Here is a 26,147-nt window from a genome sequence, read left to right as displayed (position 1 = left end):
ACATCATTGTTCGAGTACGATCGAATTCTTCCTATTCGATCCTTTTTCTTTGTACAGCACCACTCCGATGATGAGTAATGATAGCGCTACCAGAAGGCTTGGTATGATAAAAATTTTCGGCGTTATCCCCTGAATGAACAGAGGTAAGAAATAACCGATTAAAGAAGCCGTCTGCGATATGAACACGTATAAGCTTGCCCCGAAGCCTGTTCGGCTTAAAAACATCCGCTGCACATATCCCATGGCAACGCCGTACAGAATCGAAACAAAGAACGAATACAACGGCTGGACAACAAAGAAGACAGGAAGTGAGGTACTGCTTGTATAAGTCAAATAAGTGATAAGCGCAAAACAACCGCCAAGAAAAATAATCTTCTTACTCCCATACCGTGCCGCCAAATATCCGCCTAGAGTCATGAAAAACAGCTCAAAAACCGCCTGAGTGCTCCATATATAGGACATAATCTCCGGCTTACTGAACAGCTTTAAGACGACGAGCTGTAAATATAGTCCTCGTATGGCATCAGCACAAGAAAGCATAAGCAGTGCAACCAGCATTACAAGGGAGAGCGGTTCTCCTTTCACCGCTTGCTTTGCTCCCGGTTCCCCCGTTGTTTCCTTGTACAACAACAAGAGAATCACCAAGCTCACATAGCCCGCCAAATTCCCCCACAGTACGCCCTTAAACGTTGCAAGGAGGAAGATGTTCGCTCCAAGCAGCAGTCCCGCAAAAAATCCAATACTATAGCAGGCCCGAAGCCATATTTGGGCGATCTCCACAATGTCACTGGCGTACCTGGAAAAATGATTTCTAGCCATGCCAAACAGCTGTCCCATAATCAATCCCGACGGTGCAACGGTGATCGTCATACCCATGAGTGCACTTCGAAATCCAGAAGCATTCATGTAAATGAACAGCCCGATTATGCAAAATAAGGCCGCTATGATCGGTAGCTTCTTCTTGTTTTTCAAACTGTCGCTGATCCATCCGATTGTAATCGTAATGGCTATATTGCAGAACAGTGAGACCGCGAAAACTACAACGATCTGTACCTTAGAAAGCCCCACGCTCTCGTTGAGATACACCGCGTTCATAGGTGCTAAAATGCCTGTTCCAATACCATAAAAAAATAACATGGTAAGCAGCGTTCTCGCTCCGGGAATTGAAACAAACCTGCTAACGTCACGAATGATTTGCATGAATACCTCTTCGCCGATCCATACCCGGATCTCGGTTGGATTCATCAAGTTTTAGATAGGCCATCCTCCCTCACCCCCTTGTAAAAAATTACCAAGAATTTTGCCTACTAACTTTAATTATAGTTGGTCAATCCTGCCATGAGAAGGAGTGAATAATATTATACTTAGTTACCTGAAGTAAACCCTCCAATCGCATTTAAATAAAACTATAAAACCAGCCGATGATTCATTATCGACGACACGAACTCCGATTCGGACTAAATTTATATACAGGTTGAAACAATGTGGTAATTCGTATATTCTGTTATCATTTGCACTGGGAGGTTATAGACACAATGTATTTACTAGGAAAAATTATAACGTTTGGTTTTTATTTATCACCATGGCCAATCCTATATTTACTGTACCGTTTCTTTAAAGTATATGAATTAAAAATTAAATCAAATGATATCTTAGAGTACAAAATCAGCGAGTTAAGTAATGAGGTTTCTCTATTGAAAGCTAAATTAAATAAGCAAGTAGACTAAAAGGAGCTGACCAGCTTCTTTTTTTCTTTCGATCAATAAAATTTGTAATGATTTACACATGATTCATATCAGATGGAAATAAAAAGATCCCCGCCTAATGGCGGGGAGCACAAAACTGGTTACAACAAAGCTATTACATTCGCTGAGATTGGGACTACGTATCGTTACTCGGCATCCAGCTTAAACCAGGTACTAGCATAATCGCCGTCGATCTGCGGCAGATTCAGCCCGAAGTGCATCAGCCTGTCTCCGCGGTAGCTGGTGCCGAGCTGACTGACGCGATAATCGAAGCCTGCATGCAGACCGCGAAGCTGCAGCCTCCGCAGCGGAGCGTTAGGCTCAGCCAGAACCCGGAAATAGAACACGACCGCTTTCTTCTTATCTTCCGAAACGAACATCCAAGCCGTTTCATTTCCGGTAAACGGACTTTTTAAGCGGTACAAATCACCGCTCTGAACAAGCCCGCGAAGTTCTTTGTAATCACTCACTTGCCGCTTCATGACCGCTTTCTCTTCCGCTGACAGCTTAGTCAGGTCCAACTCGTATCCAAAGTTGCCGGACATCGCCACGTCGCCCCTGGTCGTGAGCGGCGTGATGCGGCCCACCTGATGATTCGGTACGGCGGAAACGTGCGAACCCATCGCGCTAACCGGGTAGACGATGCTGGTTCCGTATTGGATTTTGAGCCTTTCGACTGCGTCCGTATCGTCGCTTGTCCACGTCTGCGGCATATAATAGAGCATGCCCGGATCGAATCGGCCGCCGCCGCCTGAACAGCTCTCGAAGAGGATGTGCGGAAATGATCCGGTCAGCTTCTCCAACAGCTCATACAGTCCCAACATATACCGGTGCGCGACTTCGGTTTGGCGCTCTGCCGGCAGCGCAGCGGAACCGATCTCCGTCATATTACGGTTCATATCCCATTTGACATAGGAAACCGGGACGGTCCGGAAGATCTCGCTGAGCGCATCAAAAATATACGCCCGGACATCTTGTCTGGAATAGTCAAGAACGAGCTGAGCGCGTCCTTCCGTTCTGCGGCGGTCCGGCACGTGCAGGCACCAGTCCGGGTGAAGGCGATACAGCTCACTCTCAGGCGATATCATCTCCGGCTCAAACCATAGACCGAACTGCAGCCCAAGCTTATTTACACGAGAAGCCAAATCTTCCAGACCGTTCGGCAGCTTGTTGCGGTCGACCGTCCAATCCCCCAGAGAAGTCGTATCGTTATCGCGCTTGCCGAACCAGCCGTCATCAAGCACGAACAGTTCAATCCCAAGCTCAGCGGCTTCGCCAGCGATCGCTTCAATTTTGTCAGCGTTGAAATTAAAGTATGTCGCTTCCCAGTTATTCACCAGAACCGGCCGTTCCTTATCGCGATGAACGCCTCGGCACAGCCTGGTACGGTACAGCTTATGGTACGTTCTTGACATGCCTCCCAAACCTTCGGGCGAATAGACAAGCACCGCTTCAGGCGTTTGGAACGACTCGCCCGCCCCTAGCAGCCAATTGAAGTCAAACGGATTGATGCCGATCGACACCCGCACCGTAGCGAATTGATCCACTTCGGCCCCGGCAGCGAAATTCCCGCTATAGACGAGACTGAAACCGAACACGTCCCCCTGTTCTTCGCCTGCGTCCGGCCGGAGCAAGGCGATGAACGGGTTGGACTGATGGCTGCTGGAGCCGCGACGGCTTTCAATCTTTGTCGTCACGCCCTTCGCGAGCGGACTTCTTTGGATGTGCCTTTCCCTCACCCAAGCGCCTGTTAAAACCAAACTGTCGTACTCGGCATCGGCAAAGTCGACACTTGCGCTCAAGGCGCTGCGTAAATTCAGCGCTTGCTGCCCTTTATTGACAAAACGTACAGATCGTGTAATGGCACTGAACGCTTCAAAAACCGTGTAGCTGATAATAACCAGCAACCCGGAATACGCGTCGGTTAGCTCCAGCTCCAGTGTCATCGCTTCCTGTTCCGACTCGGCATAGACAGCCGGCAGCCCCTCCAGCGCAGGCTTGCCCCTTACGATTCGGTGCGATTTATATAACAGCTCCGTAATCCGGCTCCCATCCTCCAGCTGCACTTGATAAGCCGGTTGGCGGAAATCGCTAGTTCCATATTGCGGATATTCCTGCGGCAACGTATCGAGCGAGATGCGCCTGTCGTCCGGCACCGGATTAGGGCTGAACGAGCACCGCTCCAGCAGCATCAGAAAATCGTCTAAGTTCCCATTGTGATCCAGTTTCTTTCCCCAGTAGGCATGAGACGGATATCCGTTTACCAGCTGAATGATGTAACTCATATCTTTAGATTGCAGATGAAACAGCTGCTTATTTTCGCTGTAAAAAATATTCATGGTACTTCTCCCTCACTCCGATTCCGATATTAGATTCTCCACAAATGGGCTATGGTGAAAAGAAAAGAGCGAGATGGGGCGGGGAATCTTACCCCCAAGTCTCGCTCTTTTTAGCTCGATGCCTGTCATTCCTTCACAGTAAGCCCGTTAATGTAAAATTCAAATTCCAAATCCTGGTTTGACGGTATCAGATATTCATCGTGCACAGGTGCGCCCCAGCTGTCGTCTCCGCCTACGCCCATTTGTCTGCCCGCCACGGTTACGACTGTGTAATGCACCTCCGGCAGCTCCCAGTGATGATTAGCCTGCTCCAGCTCAAAAGCGGTATAAGGAGATACATTGCACTCTACCGGCGCAAGCGGATCTGCTTTAATCATAAGCCCCAGTCCATTCGCATCCGTAATTTTCACGCTTCGGACGCCAGTGCGGTTGCCCGATTCCTGCGGAACGAGATAACGTGATGGCAATTGATCAACCGGGCTGCTGAAAACAGCTAAGCGCGCCCCGCAAGCGCGGTCGATATAGTTTTCTTCAGGCCCCATCGCATACCATTCGGATTGGTTGTAATCAGACGCCATCTTGAAAGAGAGAGCCACGATAGGCAGATTCGGAAGCCCCTCGGCTCCTTTGTAGCTAGTGTGCACACGGATGGTTCCATCCGCATACACCGTGTAGGCCGTTCTAACCCGTAGTTCAGCATGGATGCTGAACGTGTACTCAAACGTGACGGTTGCCGTATCCGACGTTTGCACGAGTTCGACTTTTGTGCATTTTCTCGCTAAACTCGCCGCATACCAAGCGCCAGCCGTGAAGCCAAGCGATGTCCCTTTATCATTATCGGTGGTAGCCCTCCAAAATAACGGCGTCGGCGGTACGGCGATCATTTCGCGGCCGCTGTATTTGATGGATACGACCGATCCGACTTGCTTGGAAAATAGAATGGAAAAGTCCTGGCCCGTAACGCCGATATTTACATCGCCTTCAACCACTTGAAGAGCTCTGGATGGCAGACAGCGGTCGGATGAAGTCTGGATTGCCACAATTTTTTGTCCAAAAGCGATCTCAAATCCGGCCTCGGCCCATAGGAGCGCCTCTTTAAGCTTCAGCGAAGCTTGCAGACAATACTCACCGGATACCTCTTCCATAAGAGGCAGTTCTATCGGGACGCTAATTTGGCTTTGCGCTGCTACGTCTACATTGGTTTGCCAAATCCCTATCTGCTTGCCATCACGATACAGGCTATACTCCAGCACGAGATGGTCCGTCCCTGTGAACAAGCTGTCATTGATGATTTTGATCTCCGTACGGGTCGGCTCCAGCTTATAATTTTGATAGAGGAATTTCACTTCCTGCATTTTCGGTGTGATTTGCCGATCAGCGTATACAAGGCCATTGCCGCAGAAGCTATAATCGGACGGGCGATCTCCGAAATCGCCGCCGTAAGCTAAATATTCGCGGCCAAAACGGTCTTCTTTCACCAACGCTTGGTCGATATAGTCCCAAATAAAGCCGCCTTGATACATCGGGTACTTGGCTTCCAGTTCCGTATATTTATGCAAGCCGCCTACAGAGTTGCCCATGGCATGCATATATTCACAACTGATGTAAGGTTTCTCCGGCTGGCTTTGAAGATAGGCTTCAATATCCGCCGGCTTCGCGTACATTCTGCTCTCCATGTCGCTGGTCGCATCATATTCGCGGTTATGGAACACGCCTTCGTAATGGACAAGCCGGCTCGGGTCGGTTTCGCGGAAATAATTCGACACGTTCAGAATGACCTGCCCCGCATAAGACTCGTTGCCGCACGACCAGATCAAGATGGAAGGATGGTTCTTATCCCGTTCTACCATCGAACGCGCACGATCGAGCACGATGTCCTGCCACTGCGGATCGTTACCCGGAATGTTCCAAGAAGGCTCAACGGCACCCATTTTTTGCCAGGATCCATGCGTCTCCAAATTCATCTCATCGATGACGTAGACGCCATATTCGTCGCACAGCTCGTACCACATCGTTTGGTTCGGATAGTGCGAAGTGCGGACGGCGTTGATGTTGCTCCGCTTCAGCGTCTGGATATCCCACAGCATGTCCTGTTTCGTGATCGCCCGCCCGCTGCGGCAGTTGAACTCGTGGCGGTTGACACCCTTAAACATAATTCGTTTGCCGTTCAGGCACATCAGCTTGTCCTTCATCTCAAACCGGCGGAAGCCGACCTTTTGCACGATCGCTTCGACCAGTTCCCCATGCTCATCCAAAATCGAGATGTATAGCGAATACAAATACGGGCTCTCGGCACTCCACAGTTGCACGCGGCCTGCTTCAGCAACCACTTCCAGCTTGCCGCTCTGGAACTCGTTCTTTTCCGTAAGGCACGTCCTGCCCGCGGCGTCTTTCAATTCCAGCAGCGCATGTACGCGAGCGGACGGCTCTGCGCGCAGCGCCAAATCCACCTTCAAAGTGCCGTTTTCATAGCGGTCATCCAGTTCGGCTTTGACATGCAAATCCCAAACATGGTGCTTCGGAACCGTAAATAGATATACATCGCGGAAAATGCCGGAGAAGCGCCAAAAATCTTGATCCTCCAGCCAGCCTCCGGTGCTGCGCTGATAAACCTCAACAGCCAGCTTGTTCGACCCTTCGCGGATATACGGAGTCAAATCGAATTCGGAAGGCGTAAAGCTGTCTTCGCTGTAGCCGACAAATTCGCCGTTCAGCCAGACGTAAAAAGCCGATTCGACGCCTTGAAAAGAAATATAAACGGGCTTGCCCTGCATATCGGCTGGCAGGTCAAACTGCTTCACATAACTGCCCACCGGATTATGCTCCTGGGAAATGTGCGGAGGACGAAGAGCTTCCAACCCGTCCCACGGATACATCGTGTTCACGTACTGCGCCTGGCCCCAGCCTTGAAGCTGAATATGGCCCGGCACTTGAATATGCGCCCAAGCGGCGGTATTGTAATCCATTTCGTAAAATGCGGCAATCCGGCTTGCCGGATTAACCGCATAGCTGAATTGCCAGCTGCCGTTCAAGCTATGGCGCATGTCCATCGGCAATCCGGCCGTGGCGGACGCCATTGAGCTATAGTAACGGTGATCTGAGTGAGCATCCAGCCTGTTCACTCTAAAAATGCTGACATCTTGAAGCCAATCCAGGCTTGGTTTCGTATGACCCATTCGATTTCGTCTCCTAAACATTCATATTTTGCCATTTACTCTATTTTACAGATCCAACCATACCCGCGACAAATTGTTTTTGCATGAGGAAGAAAACAAGTGCAGTCGGCAGTGTTGAAATGACGATAGCCGTCATGATCACACCGAAATCCGGCGAATAACTGGAACCTAAGTTCGAGACTAAGAGCGGGATCGTTCTTTTTTCCGGGGTCTGCAGCACGATCAGCGGCCACAAGTAGTTGTTCCAGCTGGACATAAATGTAATAATCGACGCGGCGGCGAAAGTTGTCTTCATCGTCGGTACGTAGATGCGGAAAAACAGGCCGAGCTCGGTCAGCCCATCCATACGTCCGGCCTCCAGCAGCTCCTTCGGAAACATTTTCGTGCTTTGGCGGAAAAAGAAAATGAGAAACGCAGTCGTAAAGGTCGGGAGCACAACCGCCACGATCGTGTTGACGCCCAACGCGGGAGCCGTTCGCGACAGCTTGGAAAACATTTGATAAAGCGGCACCATCATCGCCGCGAATGGAATCATCATCGACAGCAGCAAAATGTTGAATACGACGTCTTTGGCCTTGCTGCGGTAAATTTCAAAGCCGTAACCGGCAAGCGAAGCAATCAGCAGCGCCAGAACTGTCGTCCATATAGAGATTTTGAGTGAATTGCCGAAAGCTTGGAACAGGTTGACCGAGCTCACCAGCTTGGTGAAGTTTTGCGCAAAATGGCTGCCCGGCAGCATTCTCCCCTGCGTGACATCCACGGAAAGATTCGTCGAGCTGATGATCATCCAAAGAAACGGGAATATCGAAATGATCGCCGCAGCGGTCAAAAACACATAGATGAAGGTCTTTTTCAACATTATTTATTCTCACCTGCCAGTTTGATTTGAAGGACGGACAGCACGATGATCATGACCACGATCGAATAAGAAACGGTAGCGGCATAACCAAAGTCGGGAGAGTATTTGAACGAAAGATTATAGATGTATTGTGAAATTGAAAGCGTTGCATTGCCTGGTCCGCCTTTTGTAATATTAACAATTTCGTCAAACAGCTGCAGCGTTCCGATCGTCGAAGTAATCGAAGTAAACAAGATAATCGGCTTCAATAATGGCACCGTAATGCTGAAAAACTGCCGGATCGAGGAAGCACCGTCGAGGCGGGCGGCCTCATAAATCGAGCTGTCGATGTTTTGCAGCGACGACAAGTAAAAAATCATATTATAGCCGGTCCAGCGCCAAGTAATCGCAATAATAATGGTTACCTTTGCCCAGAACGGATCAGAAATCCATTGAATCGGTTGCGTGAGAATATGCAGCTTCAACAGTGCCAGATTGACCAGACCGTCGTTGCCAAACAAATATTTGAACACAACTGAATAAGCGACAAGCGAGGTGATACATGGCAAAAAAATTGCCGTGCGGAAAAATCCCTTGAACTTCAGATTGCTGTCGTTAAGCAACACGGAGATGATCATGGCCAGCAAAATCATAATAGGCACTTGAATGATCAAAAAGATAAACGTATTTTTGACAGCAGTGAAGAACGTCTTATCGCTAAACAGCCGTTTGTAGTTGTCGACTCCATTGAAATGCAGGTTTGCTCCCGCTCCGGTCTTAAAGGAGAGCAGCAAAGCTTGAATCATCGGATAAAAGTAAAAGATACAGATCAAGATTACGGCAAGCGCAATAAACAGCCATCCCGTCAACTGAGCTCGGTTTTTCATTGTATAGTTCAAGGCTACCAAACCTTCCCTTTAAAAAAATGGAAACGCTGACCTCCGCCATGCGCATCGGCAAAACGAAGGTCAGCGTTGATCGGAAATGCAACGGGTTACTTAATTTGCGACTCCGCTTGCGACTGCGCGTCACTCAACACTTTATCCAAATCTGTACCTTTCAAATAGCTCTGCGCTCCTACTTTGAGAATATCTTCAATCTCATACGTATGCATGCCATAGTTGACCTTAGGAATTTGTGTCGTCCAGGTTGCAAAATCAGAGCTGATCTTTTGACCGCCGAAGAAATCGTCCGCTTTCGTATAAGCCTCACCCGTAGCTGCAGGCTTATAGGTGCCGATAACTCCGATATTGGTCAGCATTTTTTGATACAAATCTACGTTAGAGCCAAGCGTTTTTCCGAGGAAGTCCGCGGCAACCTCTTTACCTGGGCTATTCAACACATACCAGGAGCTTCCTCCAAGGTTCGAGGCGTTGACCGAGCTCGCTGTGTTCTTCAGTTTAGGGAACGGAACGACGGCCCATTTGCCGGATTGATCCGCTTGCGCCTTGATTGAAGGCGTGATCCAGTTGCCTGTTGGCACGGTTGCGACAGCGCCGCTGTTAAAGCCAGCCAGGAAAGAGTTCCAGTCGGAAGTAATCTTCACGATATTGGCGGACATTAAAGTTTTGTAAGTTTGGAAAGCGTCCTTCAGCGCTGCATTGTCTTTCAGATCCGGCGTAGAGCCGTCGCTTTTCAGATACCAGGAGCCTGCCGACTGAATCATCATGCGGATTAAACCAAGGTCGTTCGGATCCTGTGTCAGCATATCTTTGCCGGTTTTGGCTTTTACCGCTTTACCGATCTCAATAAATTTATCCCAATCGATGTTCTTCATATCGTCGACTTTATAACCGGCTTGCTCCAGGTAGTCTTTGCGGACATACAATCCAGTTACGCCGGAATCGAACGGAAGACCGTACTGTTTACCGTTTAGACTCGTCGCTCCGATTTTGTAATCGGCAAAATCAGAGGCTTTAATGGAAGTCGACAGGTCTTGGAAAGAATCAGGATACGCTTTCAAGAAGCTTTGGGCACGGTAATCTTCGATCAATACGACGTTAGGTAAACCCGAGGTCGTGCCGGAATTAAGTCCCGTGTTCAGCTTTTGGATGATGTCATCCTGGGCGTATTCCACGATGTTGATTTTCACATCAGGATGATCTTTGGCGTACGCTTCTTGCGCCAACTTCATTGCAGCAATATTGAAGTTCTTGTCCCATGCCCAGACAGTAATTTCCTTCGTGCCGGACGCCGCTTGTTCCGTAGGTTTCGCGGTATTCGTTGTGTTGCCGGTGTTGCTCCCGCATGCCGATAGCAGCAAGAGGCTCGACAGCAGGACTGCTGAAAGTGTCTTTTTCATGTTGCTCCCCCTGTTTGTTAAGGTTATGAAAATGCTTACAAAGTAATCATAACATCCTTCCAAAACGGCCTGTTAGGAATTACTTTTCCTCAATTAGTGTTATTATTCGAAGTTGCAACCGTCCTTATTCTAATTATTTTCGATAAATTTGTACTTTCTTTAGAATTTGCACTTTTTTTGGAATTGCATGTCCTTATACCGGCTGATCGGTCATCCACGGAAGCCTAATCGTAATTTTGGTACCCTGGCCTAATCCGCTCTCCATCGAAACGCCGTACTCTTTGCCGTACAGCAGCAATAAGCGGTCGTGAACGTTGCGGATGCCGATGCCTGTGAACGGCTGCTTCGCATGGGTCGAATTCGTGGTTGTTTTCACATCAGATGCCTGCTCCATTCCGTCGCCATTATCGACGACCTCGCAGACAAGCGTTTCCCGGTCTCTGGTGATGATGACGTAGATATAGCCTGTATGTTTTTTATGAAAAGCATGAAAAAAGGCATTTTCGATAAATGGCTGGAGCATCAGCTTGGGCACTTGCGCCATCAAGCAATCCGGTGAGACGAAGTAATCCACTTTAATTCCGTGGCCATATCGCACCTGGTTAATAAACACATAATGCTTCAAGCTCTGCAGTTCCTGTTCAACCGTAATCGTTTCTTTGACATTACTGATCGTATTTTGCAGCAGCGAAATGAGCGCATGAATCGTTTCTGTCGCCTGCTCATTGCTGCCCCGCTGGACTAAAAAGTTCACGGAAGCGAGCGTATTATACAGAAAATGAGGATTAATTTGCTGCTGCAGCGCGGCCAGCTCTGCCCTTCGCTGCTCCTTCTGGGTTTCAACCAACCTGCTGACATAGTCATTAAGCTCGTCGAGCATGTAGTTGTAGGAATTGCTTAGCTCCCTCGTTTCGTAGCTGCCGGAGACGGTCATATAGTTGTTAAAATTGTTTTTGGTTACGTTCGACATCTTCTTAACGAGCGTTCGCAGCGATTTGGTCAGCCTGCGCGTAATAAAGTAAACGACCAGCACGGCAGCCGCCACAATGCCTGTACAAATAAGTACGATCGCCTGCGTGTTGAGCATATGGCCAAGCACCATATTCTTATCGATCACATTTACAATGTAAAAATCAAACAACGGCAAATAATCGGCAAGCACGATAACGTCTTTGCCGCCCATTTCGAGTTCGAGATTAGCCCCGCCCTTTTGCTGCAACGTCCTGGCGCTAGTTAGCAGCTCGTCGGATGCCGTCCCGACAAGCTCCGTCCGATTGCTGGAGACGATGACTCCGGATTGATTAAGAATCATCACATCGTTGCCGGTGCTTGTAAAACTGTTGTAAATGCCGCTAAATTCGCTTTCCCTGATCATCATGTACAGCGTGCCGTAAATTTGTTCGCTTCCCGGTGTGTACAACGCTTTCGAGGCGACCAGACAAGACTCGCCGCAACCCGCCGCCTCTGCATTCATGAAGCTGTATAGCAGCTTTCCAGGCTGACTGAGCGTACTTTGCGTAATCGGATTTTGCTGCAGCTTTTGCAAGGAGCCGGACCAATAGGAACGGTCGCTGATATAGCTTTTGCCGTTTCCGCCGAGCAGCAAGATCCCAATGCTTTTGGTGCCGATTCGCGATTGGATCCGGTTCATCTGCTCCTCCATGCTGTAAACGGTCCTGTTGTCCGTTAAAGAGTTCACATCCGGCGCGGTCAAATAATTTTTGATTGCAGCGCTTTGCGCTGTATTAATCGCTATGTTTACGTTGGAGTAGTGGAACGCTTCCAAACCGCTTTTGATTTGGTCGATAATCTTCGAATTTGTGATACTGAAAGTTTGTACAAACAGCTTTTTAGACATTTGCACAGTCACCCATGAGGTTAAGATCGTGATGGAGATAATACTGATGACCATGACGAAAAAAATTTTGCTAAATAAGCTTTGTTCTGCGATTTTCCGTAGACGGGTTCCCATTGTCAGCCGATTGTCCCCTCCTTATTTTTTACGGTATAGACTGGGCGAAATCCCCTTCAACTTGCGAAATACTTTTGTAAAATAGCTGTGGTCGGAGTAGCCGACTAGGCTGCCTATTTCTGCAATCGAAAGCGCCGGGTTATCCCGCAGCAGCTCGCAAGCCTTGTCGATGCGAATGCGGTTTAAGTACTCATTAAAGCCTTCTTTATTATGAACGGCAAAATAATTGGATAAATACGAGGCGTTAAAATGAAACAACTTCGCCACTTCCGTTAATGTCAGCGGTTCCGCAAGATGCTCGTCGATATACTGTAAAATTTTTTGAAAGGCCGGCGAGCTGGCTTTTTTGCCTGTGACACATTCCATCGCCTCGTTCAAAAATTTTTCTACCAGCGCAATCACGTCCGTTATATGATCCGCTTCATGGATGGAACGAAAATACTCATACTTGCTTTCATCCAAGGAAGCCGCCTCATAGTGAAAATGCAGCAAAGAAACGATAATGTTGAAAAGGCTGTGGCCTAAAGACGATTTCAACGCGAACATGTCCATATCCATCCGCCCGGGCATCGACTGCACATAGCTGCGCAGCCGTTCAAACGCCTGAGGATACTCTTGGCGATTGAGCCCGGCATTAAAGGCTTCCATATCAAAACTGACGCTTTCCCCTTGCTCCTTCAGCTCATCCAAAATCAAGTACTGCCGGTTTGACAAAAAGAAGCGGTGGTTGACGATTTGCATAATTTCATTGGAATAGACTTCATGTATGGCTTCAATATTTGTAAAAAATCGGCTAAGCGCGAAAAACAAGCCCATGCCCGAGCTGGTCCCGGTTTCCGCAAGCTGTCTAACCAAACGAGCGGCGTCCGCTTTAGCCTCCGGATTCAGGTTCAGCAAAAAGCGGATTTGCCCGTCTTGTTGAGACAGCAGCCGCACGGTCAGCGGGCTTTGCATATGCTGCACAGTGGCTCCGATGACGGCCTCGGCCCATTCTTCGCCACGTTGTAACGTTGCCGAACCCATCTGTGCATCCGCGATCAATAGCGCAAAGCCAGTGTAAGGAAGAGCGCTTTCCAGCTCCTGACGGTCGTATGGGATGGAATAGCCGGAAATCAGCTTGTCCAGAATATAATCCAGGGAATGCTTGCTATCACCGGTCGGCTCCATACCCCGCAGCTCGGGGATGCGCTGAGCCGTTTTATGCAACACGGCCAACAGAGAAGCAGCATCGAGCTTCGGCTTCAGCATATAATCGGCAACGCCACTCTGAAAGGTCGAGCGCACATATTCAAATTCGCCGAAGCTGCTCAACACGACGATTTCAATGTCCGGATACATCGCTTTTACGACTTTCGCCAGCTCTGTGCCGTCCATCACCGGCATCACAATGTCGGTCAAAATAATATGCGGCCGGTGCAAATGAACCAGCTCCAGCGCCTCCTTGCCGTTGGCGGCTTCGCCGACGATTTGAAACCCTTCACTTTCCCAGTTCAACAAATGGATAATTCCTTGACGTACCAGCATTTCATCGTCAACCACGAGGATTCTGCCCTTAGCCTCCATGTTCCGCTCCTTCAATCCAAATATAATTAGTCTCGCAATGACATCCATTTTTATACAATGAAAAAAACGAGAGAGGATGCTTCGATGTGAAGCGTCCCTCTCCCGATTCTATTAGCAATTCATTCTAGCAAAAAACATATGAAATTTCAAAAAAACGAAACAGCAGCAGCATTTGCATGCGAGCCTTTGTCTCTTACGCTTCTACTCATATTGCATAGTAACGATGCCAGCAAACTGGGCAAGGCTTTCCTTGGATACGTTCAACGTCTTCACGTCTGTTGTCCGTGTCCCGGCAGCCTCTAGGAATTTGTCCAGCTTAGCGAAGATTATCCTTCCGAGAATGCCCAATGCCTTCGTGCTATAATGCATTGGAATCGCTACAGTCGCTTGCAATTGACGCATCACTTGAACGGCCTCTGTCCCATCGAGCGTCATCCTTCCTCCTACGGGCACGATGAGAATGTCCACTTTGCCAATTTCATTGACTTGTTCTTCTGTAAGCAGATGCCCCAGATCCCCGCAATGACAGATCGTCAGTCCGTCTATCTGGAAGCGGAAAATAAGATTAGGCCCTCTTTTCTTCCCGTTCACCTTATCGTGGAAAGTTTTGAACCCGTGAATGATCACATCGTCACGGCTGTATGCTTTCGGCTCTTTCACTAGCAAGTAATCGCCCGATGCAGCGTTAATTTTATTGTGATCGCCATGATTATGCGTAACCACGACAATATCCGATTCAACCGGAACCGGCATGCGGTAGCCAAGAAACTTAAAGTAGGGATCGATGAGAATTCTCGTTCCGGCATCCGAAATCAGCAGAAACGATGAATGGCCATACCATTTAATCTGCATAACGAACGCACTCCTTCCGTTTATTGAATGACAGCTGTTTTCCTGCTGTTTCTTAACCACTAGTGAGGGTCCAAGAATATATGTAGAACCTCTTTAAATTGATCTAATTCTTTCGTATGAGTAGCCTTAGCCTGTCTATCTGCATTAATGTCATCTATATCATACCACAGTTTGGATAGCGGGGTTGTGCTAAGCTGCCAGCTATCCATCATAAGTAAAATTTTCCGATACAGATAATACAGCGCTCCACCTCGTATCTGGTGTATACTGCAAGAAGTGAAACCTCCGCATCGACGGTGGTATAAAGAAGGAGATTTTATGGCATTTGAACAATTGAAACTGATTCCCCCTATACTTAGAGCACTGGCCAAAGAAAATTATACAAAACCAACCCCCATACAGGAGCAGGCGATTCCGTCAGTACTGGAGGGCCGTGATTTGTTCGGCTGCGCTCAGACGGGGACCGGCAAGACAGCAGCGTTCTTGCTGCCAATTATCCAACTGCTGAGTAAGCAGCAGGAGCAAACGAGCGGCAAGCACGTCATTCGTTCGCTGATCCTGACACCTACGAGAGAGTTAGCCATTCAGATATCTGACAACTTTAAATCTTATGGACGCTTTTTGAACCTACGAAGTGGGGTAATTGTAGGTGGAGTCTCGCAAAAAGCGCAGGAGCAGGCACTGGAGCAAGGCATGGATCTTCTCATAGCGACGCCGGGACGACTAATTGACTTGATGAACCAAGGGTTCGCCGATTTGCGTCACGTGCAAATTCTCGTGCTGGACGAAGCAGACCGCATGCTAGATATGGGCTTCATTCACGACATGAGACGGATCATCGCCAAGCTGCCTGTGAAACGACAAACGCTGTTCTTTTCGGCGACGATGCCACTCGAGATCACGTCTCTGGTTGACTCGCTGCTGACGAATCCGGTGAAAATCGAAATTACGCCCGTTTCCTCGACGGCGGAGCGGATCAAGCAGACGCTCTACTTTGTGGACAAGCCGAATAAGCTGTGGCTGTTGATTGACCTGCTTCAAGAGAAGTCGATCGAGAGCGCGCTTGTGTTCACCCGTACGAAGCATGGCGCGGATCGACTGGTGAGGGGCTTGACGAAGGCGCAGATTACCGCGCAGGCGATTCACGGCGACAAGTCGCAAAATTCCCGCCAAGCTGCGCTAAAAAACTTTAAGCAAGGTGTGACTCGTATACTGGTGGCGACAGACATTGCGGCCCGGGGCATCGATATCGAGGAGCTGTCGCACGTCATAAATTACAACTTGCCGAATATCCCGGAAACGTATGTGCATCGGATTGGACGTACCGGACGAGCGGGATTAAGTGGAATCGCAATTTCGTTTTGTGAATACGAAGAGATTCCTTATTTAAAAGATATTGAGAAGCTGATCAAATTGAAGATTCCGGTGACCGAGGATCATCCGTATCCGATGACAATAAATGAGTCGACTCCAAACGCAGTTAGCGTGATCAAAACCAGCGTCACATCATCCGAACACGGTGTCACCCCAGGCCAAGGCGACAACTCCACTCGGAGCGACTCTACTGGGAGGAAAGGTACTTCCGAAGGTTCCAGCCGCCGCTGGAGACGGCGTTCCTAAAGAGCAAAAATAATAGCAGTTCATCAGAAGTTAAGGAATTAAGATTAAAAAAAAAGGGAATGTACATGATACACTTATCGGTTCCAAAACCAAAAATTACCTACACGTACAGAAAGACCCTTTCAAGAGAAAAAGCCAGCTTTATATGCTGCAATCTTCGAGATGAACATTTTGAAGATACAATTTGGATAGATAAAGTGTTATACAATAAAGATTAACGATAACACGTTTGAGCCTCACCTCATGAGGCTCTTTGTTCATCGAAAAACTTCCAGAGAACAGGAAATCGTTTAAATGACAATTCATACTTCTTACCGCTTTAGTGAAGCACCGATATGGAATATTCAGAGGGCATATTATGAACAAGAAGGCTTAAAGGCTTGGAACAACGACCAAGTTCCTCAATATATCACAAGCAATCCAATGATTGCTGCGGCCTATGCAGAAATGATTTTCGGCTTTCTACAAGATCGGGCAATGAAGCAAGCTAGCACAGAGCCCGTTCTTATTGTAGAGCTTGGCGCAGGAGCGGGGCGTTTTGCTTTTCATGTGTTACACGAGTTATGTCAGTTAATTGACTATGCAGGATTAACGTTACCTTCGTTTCAATATATCATGACGGATCTGGCGATGAACAATGTGTTGGCATGGAAGGAGCACCCTGCTCTAAAGACTTTTATCGCTAAGGGAATACTCGATTTTGCACGATATGATGCTGTGCATGACAAAGATTTGCATTTAATTATCTCAGAGACAACCATTAGAAAAGGTGATTTAAAACAGCCTTTAGTCATTGTGGCTAACTACTTTTTTGATAGTATTCCGCAAGAATTGCTTTATGTGAGCGAAGGTGAAATTTACGAAGCAGATGTTTTCATCGATTATCCTAAGCATAAGGATTCACTTAAACCGTCCGAATTACTTGATCAAATTTCTTTACATTATGAGTATCGGCATGCACCGGAATACGAGCAAGAAACTTATGCTTACCGTGATGTCATAGCTACCTATCAGGAGCAATTGGAAGGTTCGCATATTTTATTTCCACTCGCTGGCTTATCTTGTATAGAGCGCTTAAACCAATTGTCAGAAAAGGGATTTGTATTAATAACGGCTGACAAAGGAGATCACTTACTGGAAAACTGGAAATTGGCGGAACCACCAGAGTTGATCCTACATGGAAGTTTTTCTTTAACGGCAAACTACCATGCACTTCAGCAAGTTTGGGAGCAGAACGGAGCCCTCGTGTTATTTCCACCGCATCATTATCAACATATAAATGTTGGTTGTATGATCAATATGGATACACCGATGGACTACTTCCAGACAAGATTAGCTTATCGCCGATTTTTTGAACGCTTTGGTCCGGACGAATTTTATAGTTTGAAGGTATGGGTAGATGAAAATCTAGAGAGCATGGAACTTCAGCAAATATTAAGTTTTTGGCGTCTAGGTGGATATGATGCGGAGTTCTTCATTCAGAGCACGAAGCAGATCTCAAGCCTGTTGCAGGACGCAGAAGTTGAGGAAAAGCAGGATATTCTTCAGGGTATACAGCTTATGTGGTCGTCGTACTACGTCATGGAGCAGCGTTATGACATTGCGCTTGAGGCTGGTTTGTTACTGTTTGAGATGGAAATGTACGAGGACTCCAAACGGTATTTAGAATTATCGATACATGAAGACCAAGAGGAGATCGTATCCACCGTCTATTTTTGCTTAGCCATTTGTTGTTTCGAGTTGGAACTGGAAGAAGATGCCTTGAATTACACTAGACAATTATTAATACTTGAACCAGATCACGAAGAGGCACGGGCGTTGTTACATAGATTTGAGACGGAATAGTTTCGCCATAGCCATGTTACGGTGAATCATGCCATAATCCATAATGGTTAAGATTCGCTTCTGCCGTAGAAGTAACGTATAGTAGGAGGAGTTGAGAATATATTCCAGGAGGCTACAGCCATGTCACAGGAGATTTGGATTAACCTGCCGGTCAAAGATGTTAAGAGGTCAACTGCCTTTTTCAATGAGATTGGATTCCATGCGGTGAACGTTGGTAACGAAAGAGCCAAGCTGGCCATCGGCCAAACAACGATTCTGCTGTTCCCGGATGCGGCGTTCGAGAAATTTACAGGTTCAAACATCGCTGATACTTCCCATAGCGCAGAAGTGATATTTTCCATTGGCGCTGAAAGCAGAGAAGAAGTAGATGCCTTTATTCAAAAAGTAGAGTTTGCCGGAGGAAGCATCTTTGGCAAGCCGAGTGAAACGGACGGCTGGATGTACGGCGCAGGATTTGCCGACCTGGACGGTCACCGCTGGAACCTGCTGTACATGGATGAGAGCAAAATGCCGAAACGCTAAGATTAGAAACGCCGGTCACCTGCTTAAGGTCATCGGCGTTTTTTTACACCCCGTACCCTCTCATATCTGACATTCCAATCAAAATCGTCGCTTAGAAGGAACAATTCGTGGGTCCTCCGTTAGCTTAGCCAGCACTAGTGAACGATGTGACAATTTCTTCTATAAAAATATCTTGCTTTCCGATGTAATAGTTAGAAACATCGTCTTGCAACGCTTTGATTCTAGGATCACCGATAAATCTTTCTAGTCCTTCCTTAGTCTCAAAATACAGATGAAAGATGTATGAATAAGGTACCGGGGAACCGTCTGCTGAAGATAGTATCTTTTTCACCTCGTATTTTGTTGCACCCATTTCAAGAACAGCCTTCATTGACAAATTTGGAAGATGTGAATGGAAGTAATACTGATCGTCAAATGGGATATCTCGTTTATAACAAAATGTCAGTACGATCATCTCATCAACTCCTTTGGGTTATGATGACATGATAAAGCATGACATTAGTGGTACGGTCAAGAACTGATTTGTTATATCGCATCATCGAAGTGGTAATGGTACGGGTGTAAAGCTTATATTTTTGCAACGTATTGGTCATGATGCCTCAGTCCACGATCGTCTTGCCGCCCCTTCGGTACTAAGTCGAGAAACTGATACGTGATGTTCATCATATCAATGCCCCTAGCGTATGTCGAGTAGGTATGGGAAATATTGCCATCCCCATCTTTATAGAAGACGCTTACGCCTTCTCTATCTGTCGTCATTGGATTCTGATGCGTATAGTTGTAAAAGGCTTCATTCTTCTCCACTTCTTCATCCGTGAATGAAGCCTGAAAATCATAATTAAAATCTGAATTGCCCGAAGAATACCATGGAAATGTCCAGCCCATTCGATTTTTGAACGCTTCCAGCTTTTCCAATGATGCACGTGAAATACATATGAAAGTCACATCACGGTGATTTAAGTGAGGGATCATCCCGCTATAGTGATCCGCCCAAAAGGAACAATGTTTGCAGCCTTGATCCCAATTAGGATGGAACATGAAATGGTACACAATTAATTGACTTCTCCCTGCGAATAAATCCGACAGTGACATCTTACCGTTTGGTCCGTCGAATGTGTATGATTTGCTGACGGCTTCCCACGGAAGATCACGCCTCTGCTGTGTGAGTTCATCCCGAAGTTTCGTGAATTCCTTTTCTTTACGTAATAGTTCCTTCCTCGCCTCAATCCACTGATCTTTAGGCAAGATTCTGTGTTTTTCCATAAGGATGCCCCTATCCACATTTTCTATTATTAGATCATTCTACCCGATATTGGAATACACTATGCTGCCCGCTATCGTGTCGCGTCATCCATTGTTCTCAGCGAAAACGAAATAAGAAAAGGCTCCCCGATTATTGGTGAACCTTTTCTTATTTTTCCACATTATCCTGTGTTAGCCTTACCGTTACGCAGCAATTGGGGTGATAAAGTTTTTTTCGGACATCCAGCTTTCGCGATGAATTCCAATTACAAGGATGGTAGTCCTGGTGGAAAATATTGAACGTATGTTTGTTATTTTAAGAAAATCAATTTGAGTTATGACGCTGGAAGTGCACTCCTCTTGTGTTCATGGATGATTTTTGGCACAATAAGAAACAATGATAGGCTTCAGCTGCTTAGTAAAACTAGGACAGCATGTTACAGTCTTGGAAAGAGGATAAACATGAATAAACCATCCATCTATGGATTAACATTTGATCAATTGGTCGATTGGCTAGCTGATAAAGGATTCAAGAAATCGCGCGTGCAGCTAGTTTGGGATTGGCTGTACCGCAAAAGAGTGACGGCATTTTCGGAAATGACGGACGTGAAGCAGGACTGTCTGGATGTCCTGGCTGAGCATTTTCAGATTCAGACGTTGACGGAGCACATGAAGCAAGAGTCTGCGGATGGAACGATCAAATTTTTGTTTAAGTTGCAGGACGGCAATTTAATAGAAACGGTGCTGATGCGCCATAAGTACGGGCTATCGGTCTGCGTAACGACACAAGTCGGCTGCAATATCGGATGCAGCTTCTGTGCGAGCGGTCTTCTAGCCAAAAGCCGGGATCTCTCTGCCGGGGAGATTGTCGGACAGATCATGAAGGTTCAACTTCACCTGGACAGCAAGGGCGCTGGCGAGCGCGTCAGCCATATCGTAGTCATGGGAATCGGCGAGCCGTTCGACAATTTCGTCAACATGGAGAATTTCATCCGCATCGTGAAGGATCAGAAGGGGTTGGATATTGCCGCCAGACATATTACCGTCTCTACGAGCGGACTGGCCGATAAAATCCGCGAATTCGCAGACTCCGATTTGAAGACGAATCTGGCGATTTCGCTGCATGCTCCGACGAACGAGCTGCGTACGCGAATCATGAAAATCAACAAAGCGATTCCGATTGAGAAGTTGATGAGCGCGATTGAGTACTATTTGGAGAAAACGAAGCGCAGAATTACGATCGAGTATATTCTGCTCAGGGACGTTAATGACGGTCACGAGCATGCGCTTCAGCTGGCCGATTTGATTCGTCATATCAGCCAGTTGGCGAACGTAAACCTTATTCCGTACAATCCGGTTGATGAGCACAGCCAATATCAACGGAGCGACAGGGATACGATACGCGCCTTTTATGATACGCTGAAAAAGCAGGGCATCTCTGTCAGCGTCCGCTTAGAGCACGGGACGGATATCGATGCGGCTTGCGGTCAGCTGCGAAGCAAACAGATCAAGAAATCCAGTGAGGATAGTTTGGTAGCTCGGTAAGCGGTAGGATTCGGCAAACAGCAAGAGCGTCAGGCATTGGCCTGGCGCTCTTTTTTTGAATTTTGGCTTGGCAGGATTACGGCCAACACCCAATTGTATCCTCTTTTTCCTATAGAATCAGACGGCATCATCCCCGTTTCCGACACCTCAAACAATTATTAGGAGGTCCCAGCTGTGCTAAACTAGGTTCCAGATACGGATGAGCTGTACACAACCTTAAGGAGGGGGAACCACTATGAAATTACATCAAATATAGAGCAAGCGCTTGGCTATCTTCTTGACGTTCTTCTTTTGAGGTATAGGTGTTTTTATTTAATGGGATTCGTGAACAACCTTTCTCACCTATTTTTAGCTATAATAAACCTTCTATAATCGTCAGTTTTACAAATAAATGCGCTATTTCTCATGAACTCATCCTCTGATATTTTCCAAGTATGTTTTTTTGAATCTCTCCTAACGTAAGCAAAATTTTTTATACTACTAGAATAAATTTTAAAGCCATGGCGGCGGCAATCTTTTTGAAATGCCTTATCACTTCCTGGGCACATGTCATTGAATTGCACTTTATCAAATACCCTTTTTCTAAATACCAATGTGGCATCACATACTAGTTCTACGAATTTGTTTTCATTTTTTTCGCCTCTGATAACAAGGGCCTTGTTTTTTTCTACATAAGAATAATACGATCTTTTACCAATTATATCCGCGTTTGTTTTTTTAATTGCATCTAGTGCTTCTCTTAAATAATTTGGCGCATAAAAATCATCGTCATCAAATTTTGCAATAACACTATAATTGGCTTTTTTTATTGCGAAATTTTTACATTGACCTACACTGACATGACTAGGAAGTTGAAAAATTGAAACATTCGGATACTTTTTAGCTCTTTCTCTCCACATTTTTATATCCATATCATCACGATTCAAAATAATAAATAATTCCTTCTTCTTTACAGTTTGCTGATCATAATTATTAAAAATATTATTTATACATTCCGGTTTTATTGTGCATGTAATGACTGAGATCATAACTTACCTCCTTTCCCCAACTATGAATTGTGTGTGAATGACGACCACATTTAGCTAAAAGTAGGTTTCCATCGTTTCCTTACTCAAGTATTTCTTTACTGCGCTGATAGGTTGGAAAAATTGTTCTCTTTTTATTTCTGAGATACCGTGCTTTTTCATAAACATAGGTTCAAAAACTTTTCTGCCCCTTGTACGATATCGTTTGTACAATTTATTTGTACGGTCATTTGTATGGTATATAAATATTTTGGGGTGTAATGCTACTTTAAGTTTTCCTTTATGACTCAAGAAAAAGTCTAAATGTTGTCCACCGGTTTTTAAGCGTTCATCCCATCGAAAGTGTAGCAATCGATCAGTTCTTGCTAAAAAAAAGTTGGCAACCATGTCAAATAATTTCACACCATTTTGTCTTCCGTACGGGCTAGATTCACATATGAGTTGCTTATTCTTTTTCTTAAAGACTGCTTGCGAGTTCCTTAAACCTTTTTTCTCAACACATCGGCCTCCTATGATGTCAATGTCAGAGTTTTCTAGAGTCTCCAGCAGCTTTTCTATTTTTGTCTCCTTAATAAAACAAAAGTCATCATCAAGAAGTAAAAAATACGGGGTTTTTACCTGCTTGATTAAGTAATTTCTGCCGAAGGATACACCACTATCAAAAGGGAGAACATGGTACTCTATATCAGAGCGAGGGTTTGGATGCATACTATCATCTGCTACAATAATCTGTATTTTTTGATAATACTTCCTAATGCTCGTTATAAGCATATCTAAGCAGTTTGGACGTTCGAAAGTTTTTATAATTACTGTAACTTTCTTTTCTACTATATTCTCCAATATAGTCAACTCCTTTTTGTGCTAGAGCTATAGACTCTATAACCGTTCAATGTTAGCCATAGATTTATTAAACCGTTAGGTAAAGCGATAAAATCGGTTAAATCATTCGGGCGAATTAAAATTTTTTTACCTTGACCACCCCTCTATCAACCGTTTTGCAATATAGTATGAATGAATAGATGCTTTTGTATAGACCTTATCATCAGTCGCTTGGATTGATTGGTAATGTAAGTAAAAATAAGGAAACATTACACTTCCCTCCTATAAATTAATAACATTGTTTTGCTCCCCATCTTTGATTTGACTTCCGCCATCTTCCCAATCTGAGAGCAAAGTATTAAAATATGGCCTTTAACTAGATAGAGTTCGGTTCAGTCTTGACCTTTGTTGGCAGATGGATAAGAATTTTTTAAATGAGTGTTGCTATTCCAGGGGTCATACGTAACGAGCTTTCGCTTATGGGGATCAGGTCTAACAAATACTTTGGCGTTGCTATTTAGCATGCTGGCTGAGTATGAGAACGTACTATTTGAGATAGCTAAGAAATCACATTGGGTTAAGAGAAAGTAATCCGGATAGATGGATGCATCTAGCTTGGAAGGGACATCTAAATGAAAATTAGGTATGATTTCTTTTGAAGTTATTGGGGAATACCGCCTAAATTCAGGCAAGATGTTCGTCAAATCATCACTGGCAATAAATAATACCGGATTTTTCAATGTCGGCCACACGACTTCAAGCCAGCGTAAATACCAAGCCGTAGGAGCTATCCAATGATTCGGATGATTTCGGTATTTGGCATAGTCGCCACGGCGAATATGAATGCCGATCCATGATTGATTCAACCTTTTTCGTCGCTGAAGTACGGGATAGACGGTTTTGTGCACATACTGACCCGGTTGAAACAGGGAGATAAACTGATTTTTAAACGGCTGATAGTAGCTTGTATGGAAATGAAAGTGCCCGCGAAAGTCTACGTTATAGTGCGGTGGCTTTTGACTTTTAAATAATTGATCAATATTCACGTCATCTTTGGTGATTGAAGGAAAGTGATGAGTTACTGGAGGATCCTTGAGGTCAAACAAATATTGTCCAACCCATGGACTCGTCTCTATTTTTAACTGATAATAAGTCGCATAAAGGTTTAGAAATGCATAATTAAAGATTTGATTGCCAAATCTTCCTCCTCTTTTGGCTCCAATCTGCGTCATTGTAATAATCTTCATAGTCTTCTCCCCATGTAATCTTCTAAATTTACTATTATTCTATGCGCTTTGAGAGAAAGAGCACATGATAAATATCTAGATGAAAGTGGAAAACTTGAAAACACCCCAATATTTTTCCATAAAATGCTTTAAAATGAATTATGATCTGTACTCCCACCATTTTATGCCATCTATTCTATTTGCCCCAAAAATAGAGGTCCATCCATCTAAGCCCTGTCAAAGCTAGCTTCCCTTTCATATCCTACATACAGACATGCTTCTTCGTTGAAGAAGTGAAAGGAGAGAAAGTGCATATGAAACTTGTGCTGATCTGCCCGGACTCTTTGCCCTGCCCTCCGATTCGTAGCGGAGCTATCGAACTGCTGATGGCCCGTAAATCACCCTATTTGGCCAAGCTTGGATTTGACGTAACGGTCCTTTCGATTCAGGACCCCATGCTTGCAAATAAGGAGACGATTCATGGTGTCAGATATATTCGCTTCCCAAAGAAGAATTATCTGGAGAATGTCATCTCTTATGTACAGGCTGAGTCTTTTCCTGTCATTCAGGTGTATAACAAACCGGATTGGGTGCTGCCAATCAAGCAAGTGTGCTTCCATTCCCGGGTGGTGTTGTCGCTTCACAACCAGGTATTCGGATCTCATCTTGAACAAAGCGAGTTAGAGGAGATTGTGCAAGCTGTCGATCACATGGTGGCCGTCAGTCAGTTTCTAGCAGACTCGATTGCGAGGCGCTGTCCCTCCGCCAAAGCGAAAATAACAGTTTTATATACAGGAGATGAGCCGAGCATCTACACACCTCATTACACGCTGCAGGGGCAGCGGATTGCGCTGGAAATGAAAAAAAAGCTGGGTATTCCGGCAGATTACTTTGTGGCTCTGTTCGTGGGAAGGCTAGTCCCCAAGAAGGGCTGCCATCTTCTCATCACAGCGATGAAGAAAGTCTTGCAGCAGCAGCCCAGGACAGCACTAGTTATTGTAGGAAGCAAGTGGTTCGGCAATTTCAGCGAGAATGGGTACGTCAAAATGCTGAGAGAACAAGCGAAGCCCATTTCGGAGCATATCTATTTTACGAGCTTTTTGCCCGTTTATGAGCTGCCGGATTATTACACAATGAGCGATGTTTTGATCTGTGCGTCTCAATGGAAGGAGCCTTTGGCTAGAGTTCAGTATGAAGCGATGACAGCCGGTATTCCGATTATCACGACAGGGAGGGGCGGGAATACGGAAATCATCAAGCATGGCCAGAACGGAATTGTCATTAGCCAGTATGAACACCCGGATGCTTTTGCCGAGAGCATGCTTTACATGATTAAAAATAGAGGCAAAAGAGAGATGATGGGCATAACGAATAGAGGGTTAATTGAAAACTGCTTTAATTTTGAGCAATATGCGCTCCGCATTGCGGAAGTCTACAAACGCTTTGACTTATCCGAAGGAGATACACATAGCAAAGTCCCCGCTTCCTGATTGGAAGGCGGGGACTTTATTCGTGG

At 45.9% G+C, this 26,147-nt stretch carries 19 protein-coding genes; 5 read left to right on the top strand and 14 right to left on the bottom strand.

Annotation, left to right across the window (positions count from 1 at the left end):
* Nucleotides 1-3: 3 nt before the first annotated feature.
* From O9139_RS26555 to O9139_RS26515, 9 genes are all read right to left on the bottom strand, one after another.
* Nucleotides 4-1,245, bottom strand: a complete 1,242-nt coding sequence (locus tag O9139_RS26555; protein ID WP_270884807.1) for an MFS transporter — start codon at nt 1,243-1,245, stop codon at nt 4-6.
* A gap of 646 nt (nt 1,246-1,891) precedes the next feature.
* The gene (locus O9139_RS26550) at nt 1,892-4,084 is read right to left on the bottom strand and encodes an alpha-galactosidase (RefSeq protein WP_270884771.1); all 2,193 of its coding nucleotides are present in this window, start codon (nt 4,082-4,084) and stop codon (nt 1,892-1,894) included.
* A gap of 125 nt (nt 4,085-4,209) precedes the next feature.
* Nucleotides 4,210-7,260 carry a glycoside hydrolase family 2 TIM barrel-domain containing protein gene (locus O9139_RS26545; RefSeq protein WP_270884770.1) on the bottom strand — a complete coding sequence of 1,017 codons (3,051 nt, stop codon included), beginning with the start codon at nt 7,258-7,260 and terminating at the stop codon, nt 4,210-4,212.
* A gap of 40 nt (nt 7,261-7,300) precedes the next feature.
* Nucleotides 7,301-8,119: a carbohydrate ABC transporter permease gene (locus O9139_RS26540; RefSeq protein WP_270884769.1), complete on the bottom strand. Its 819-nt coding sequence runs from the start codon at nt 8,117-8,119 to the stop codon at nt 7,301-7,303.
* Nucleotides 8,119-8,985: a carbohydrate ABC transporter permease gene (locus O9139_RS26535; protein ID WP_270884806.1), complete on the bottom strand. Its 867-nt coding sequence runs from the start codon at nt 8,983-8,985 to the stop codon at nt 8,119-8,121. Before O9139_RS26535 ends, O9139_RS26540 begins: the two co-directional genes overlap by 1 nt.
* A gap of 107 nt (nt 8,986-9,092) precedes the next feature.
* Nucleotides 9,093-10,400, bottom strand: a complete 1,308-nt coding sequence (locus O9139_RS26530; protein WP_270884768.1) for an ABC transporter substrate-binding protein — start codon at nt 10,398-10,400, stop codon at nt 9,093-9,095.
* Between the two features lie 193 nt (nt 10,401-10,593).
* Nucleotides 10,594-12,372, bottom strand: a complete 1,779-nt coding sequence (locus O9139_RS26525) for a cache domain-containing sensor histidine kinase (protein WP_270884767.1) — start codon at nt 12,370-12,372, stop codon at nt 10,594-10,596.
* 21 nt (nt 12,373-12,393) lie between these two features.
* Nucleotides 12,394-13,935: a response regulator transcription factor gene (locus O9139_RS26520; protein WP_270884766.1), complete on the bottom strand. Its 1,542-nt coding sequence runs from the start codon at nt 13,933-13,935 to the stop codon at nt 12,394-12,396.
* Nucleotides 13,936-14,136: 201 nt separating this feature from the next.
* Nucleotides 14,137-14,787 (bottom strand): MBL fold metallo-hydrolase, encoded by a 651-nt coding sequence (locus tag O9139_RS26515; RefSeq protein ID WP_270884765.1) that lies wholly within the window; start codon nt 14,785-14,787, stop codon nt 14,137-14,139.
* A gap of 318 nt (nt 14,788-15,105) precedes the next feature.
* On the opposite strand from O9139_RS26515, the gene O9139_RS26510 reads away from it, so the two are divergent.
* The 3 genes from O9139_RS26510 (at nt 15,106) to O9139_RS26500 (ending at nt 18,774) form a co-directional block, all read left to right on the top strand.
* Complete coding sequence (locus O9139_RS26510) at nt 15,106-16,407, top strand: DEAD/DEAH box helicase (RefSeq protein WP_270884764.1); 1,302 nt, start codon at nt 15,106-15,108, stop codon at nt 16,405-16,407.
* 294 nt (nt 16,408-16,701) lie between these two features.
* The gene (locus O9139_RS26505; RefSeq protein ID WP_270884763.1) at nt 16,702-18,252 is read left to right on the top strand and encodes an SAM-dependent methyltransferase; all 1,551 of its coding nucleotides are present in this window, start codon (nt 16,702-16,704) and stop codon (nt 18,250-18,252) included.
* Nucleotides 18,253-18,372: 120 nt separating this feature from the next.
* Entirely contained in the window at nt 18,373-18,774 is a 402-nt protein-coding gene (locus tag O9139_RS26500; protein WP_270884762.1) for a VOC family protein, read from the top strand.
* A gap of 124 nt (nt 18,775-18,898) precedes the next feature.
* Here O9139_RS26500 and O9139_RS26495 read toward each other — a convergent pair whose 3' ends face one another.
* Together O9139_RS26495 and O9139_RS26490 are read right to left on the bottom strand one after the other, a co-directional pair.
* A complete protein-coding gene (locus tag O9139_RS26495; protein WP_270884761.1) occupies nt 18,899-19,228 on the bottom strand; it encodes an EthD family reductase in 330 nt (109 codons plus the stop codon).
* A 113-nt stretch (nt 19,229-19,341) separates the two neighbouring features.
* Nucleotides 19,342-20,037 carry a DUF899 domain-containing protein gene (locus tag O9139_RS26490; protein WP_270884760.1) on the bottom strand — a complete coding sequence of 232 codons (696 nt, stop codon included), beginning with the start codon at nt 20,035-20,037 and terminating at the stop codon, nt 19,342-19,344.
* 441 nt (nt 20,038-20,478) lie between these two features.
* On the opposite strand from O9139_RS26490, the gene rlmN reads away from it, so the two are divergent.
* The gene (gene rlmN, locus O9139_RS26485) at nt 20,479-21,561 is read left to right on the top strand and encodes a 23S rRNA (adenine(2503)-C(2))-methyltransferase RlmN (RefSeq protein WP_270884759.1); all 1,083 of its coding nucleotides are present in this window, start codon (nt 20,479-20,481) and stop codon (nt 21,559-21,561) included.
* A 338-nt stretch (nt 21,562-21,899) separates the two neighbouring features.
* Here the strand turns inward: rlmN and O9139_RS26480 are convergent, their stop codons facing one another.
* The 3 genes from O9139_RS26480 to O9139_RS26470 form a co-directional block, all read right to left on the bottom strand.
* A complete protein-coding gene (locus O9139_RS26480; protein WP_270884758.1) occupies nt 21,900-22,589 on the bottom strand; it encodes a glycosyltransferase in 690 nt (229 codons plus the stop codon).
* A gap of 54 nt (nt 22,590-22,643) precedes the next feature.
* Nucleotides 22,644-23,426: a glycosyltransferase family 2 protein gene (locus O9139_RS26475; RefSeq protein WP_270884757.1), complete on the bottom strand. Its 783-nt coding sequence runs from the start codon at nt 23,424-23,426 to the stop codon at nt 22,644-22,646.
* Nucleotides 23,427-23,797: 371 nt separating this feature from the next.
* Nucleotides 23,798-24,652: an alpha-1,2-fucosyltransferase gene (locus O9139_RS26470; protein WP_270884756.1), complete on the bottom strand. Its 855-nt coding sequence runs from the start codon at nt 24,650-24,652 to the stop codon at nt 23,798-23,800.
* Between the two features lie 293 nt (nt 24,653-24,945).
* On the opposite strand from O9139_RS26470, the gene O9139_RS26465 reads away from it, so the two are divergent.
* Entirely contained in the window at nt 24,946-26,121 is a 1,176-nt protein-coding gene (locus O9139_RS26465) for a glycosyltransferase family 4 protein (RefSeq protein WP_270884755.1), read from the top strand.
* Nucleotides 26,122-26,147: the final 26 nt, after the last annotated feature.

It is taken from the genome of Paenibacillus aestuarii (assembly GCF_027789125.1).
Taxonomy (GTDB): domain Bacteria; phylum Bacillota; class Bacilli; order Paenibacillales; family NBRC-103111; genus Paenibacillus_E; species Paenibacillus_E aestuarii.
Note: the sequence above shows the minus strand (reverse complement) of the source record. Positions and strands in the feature narration are given on the sequence as shown.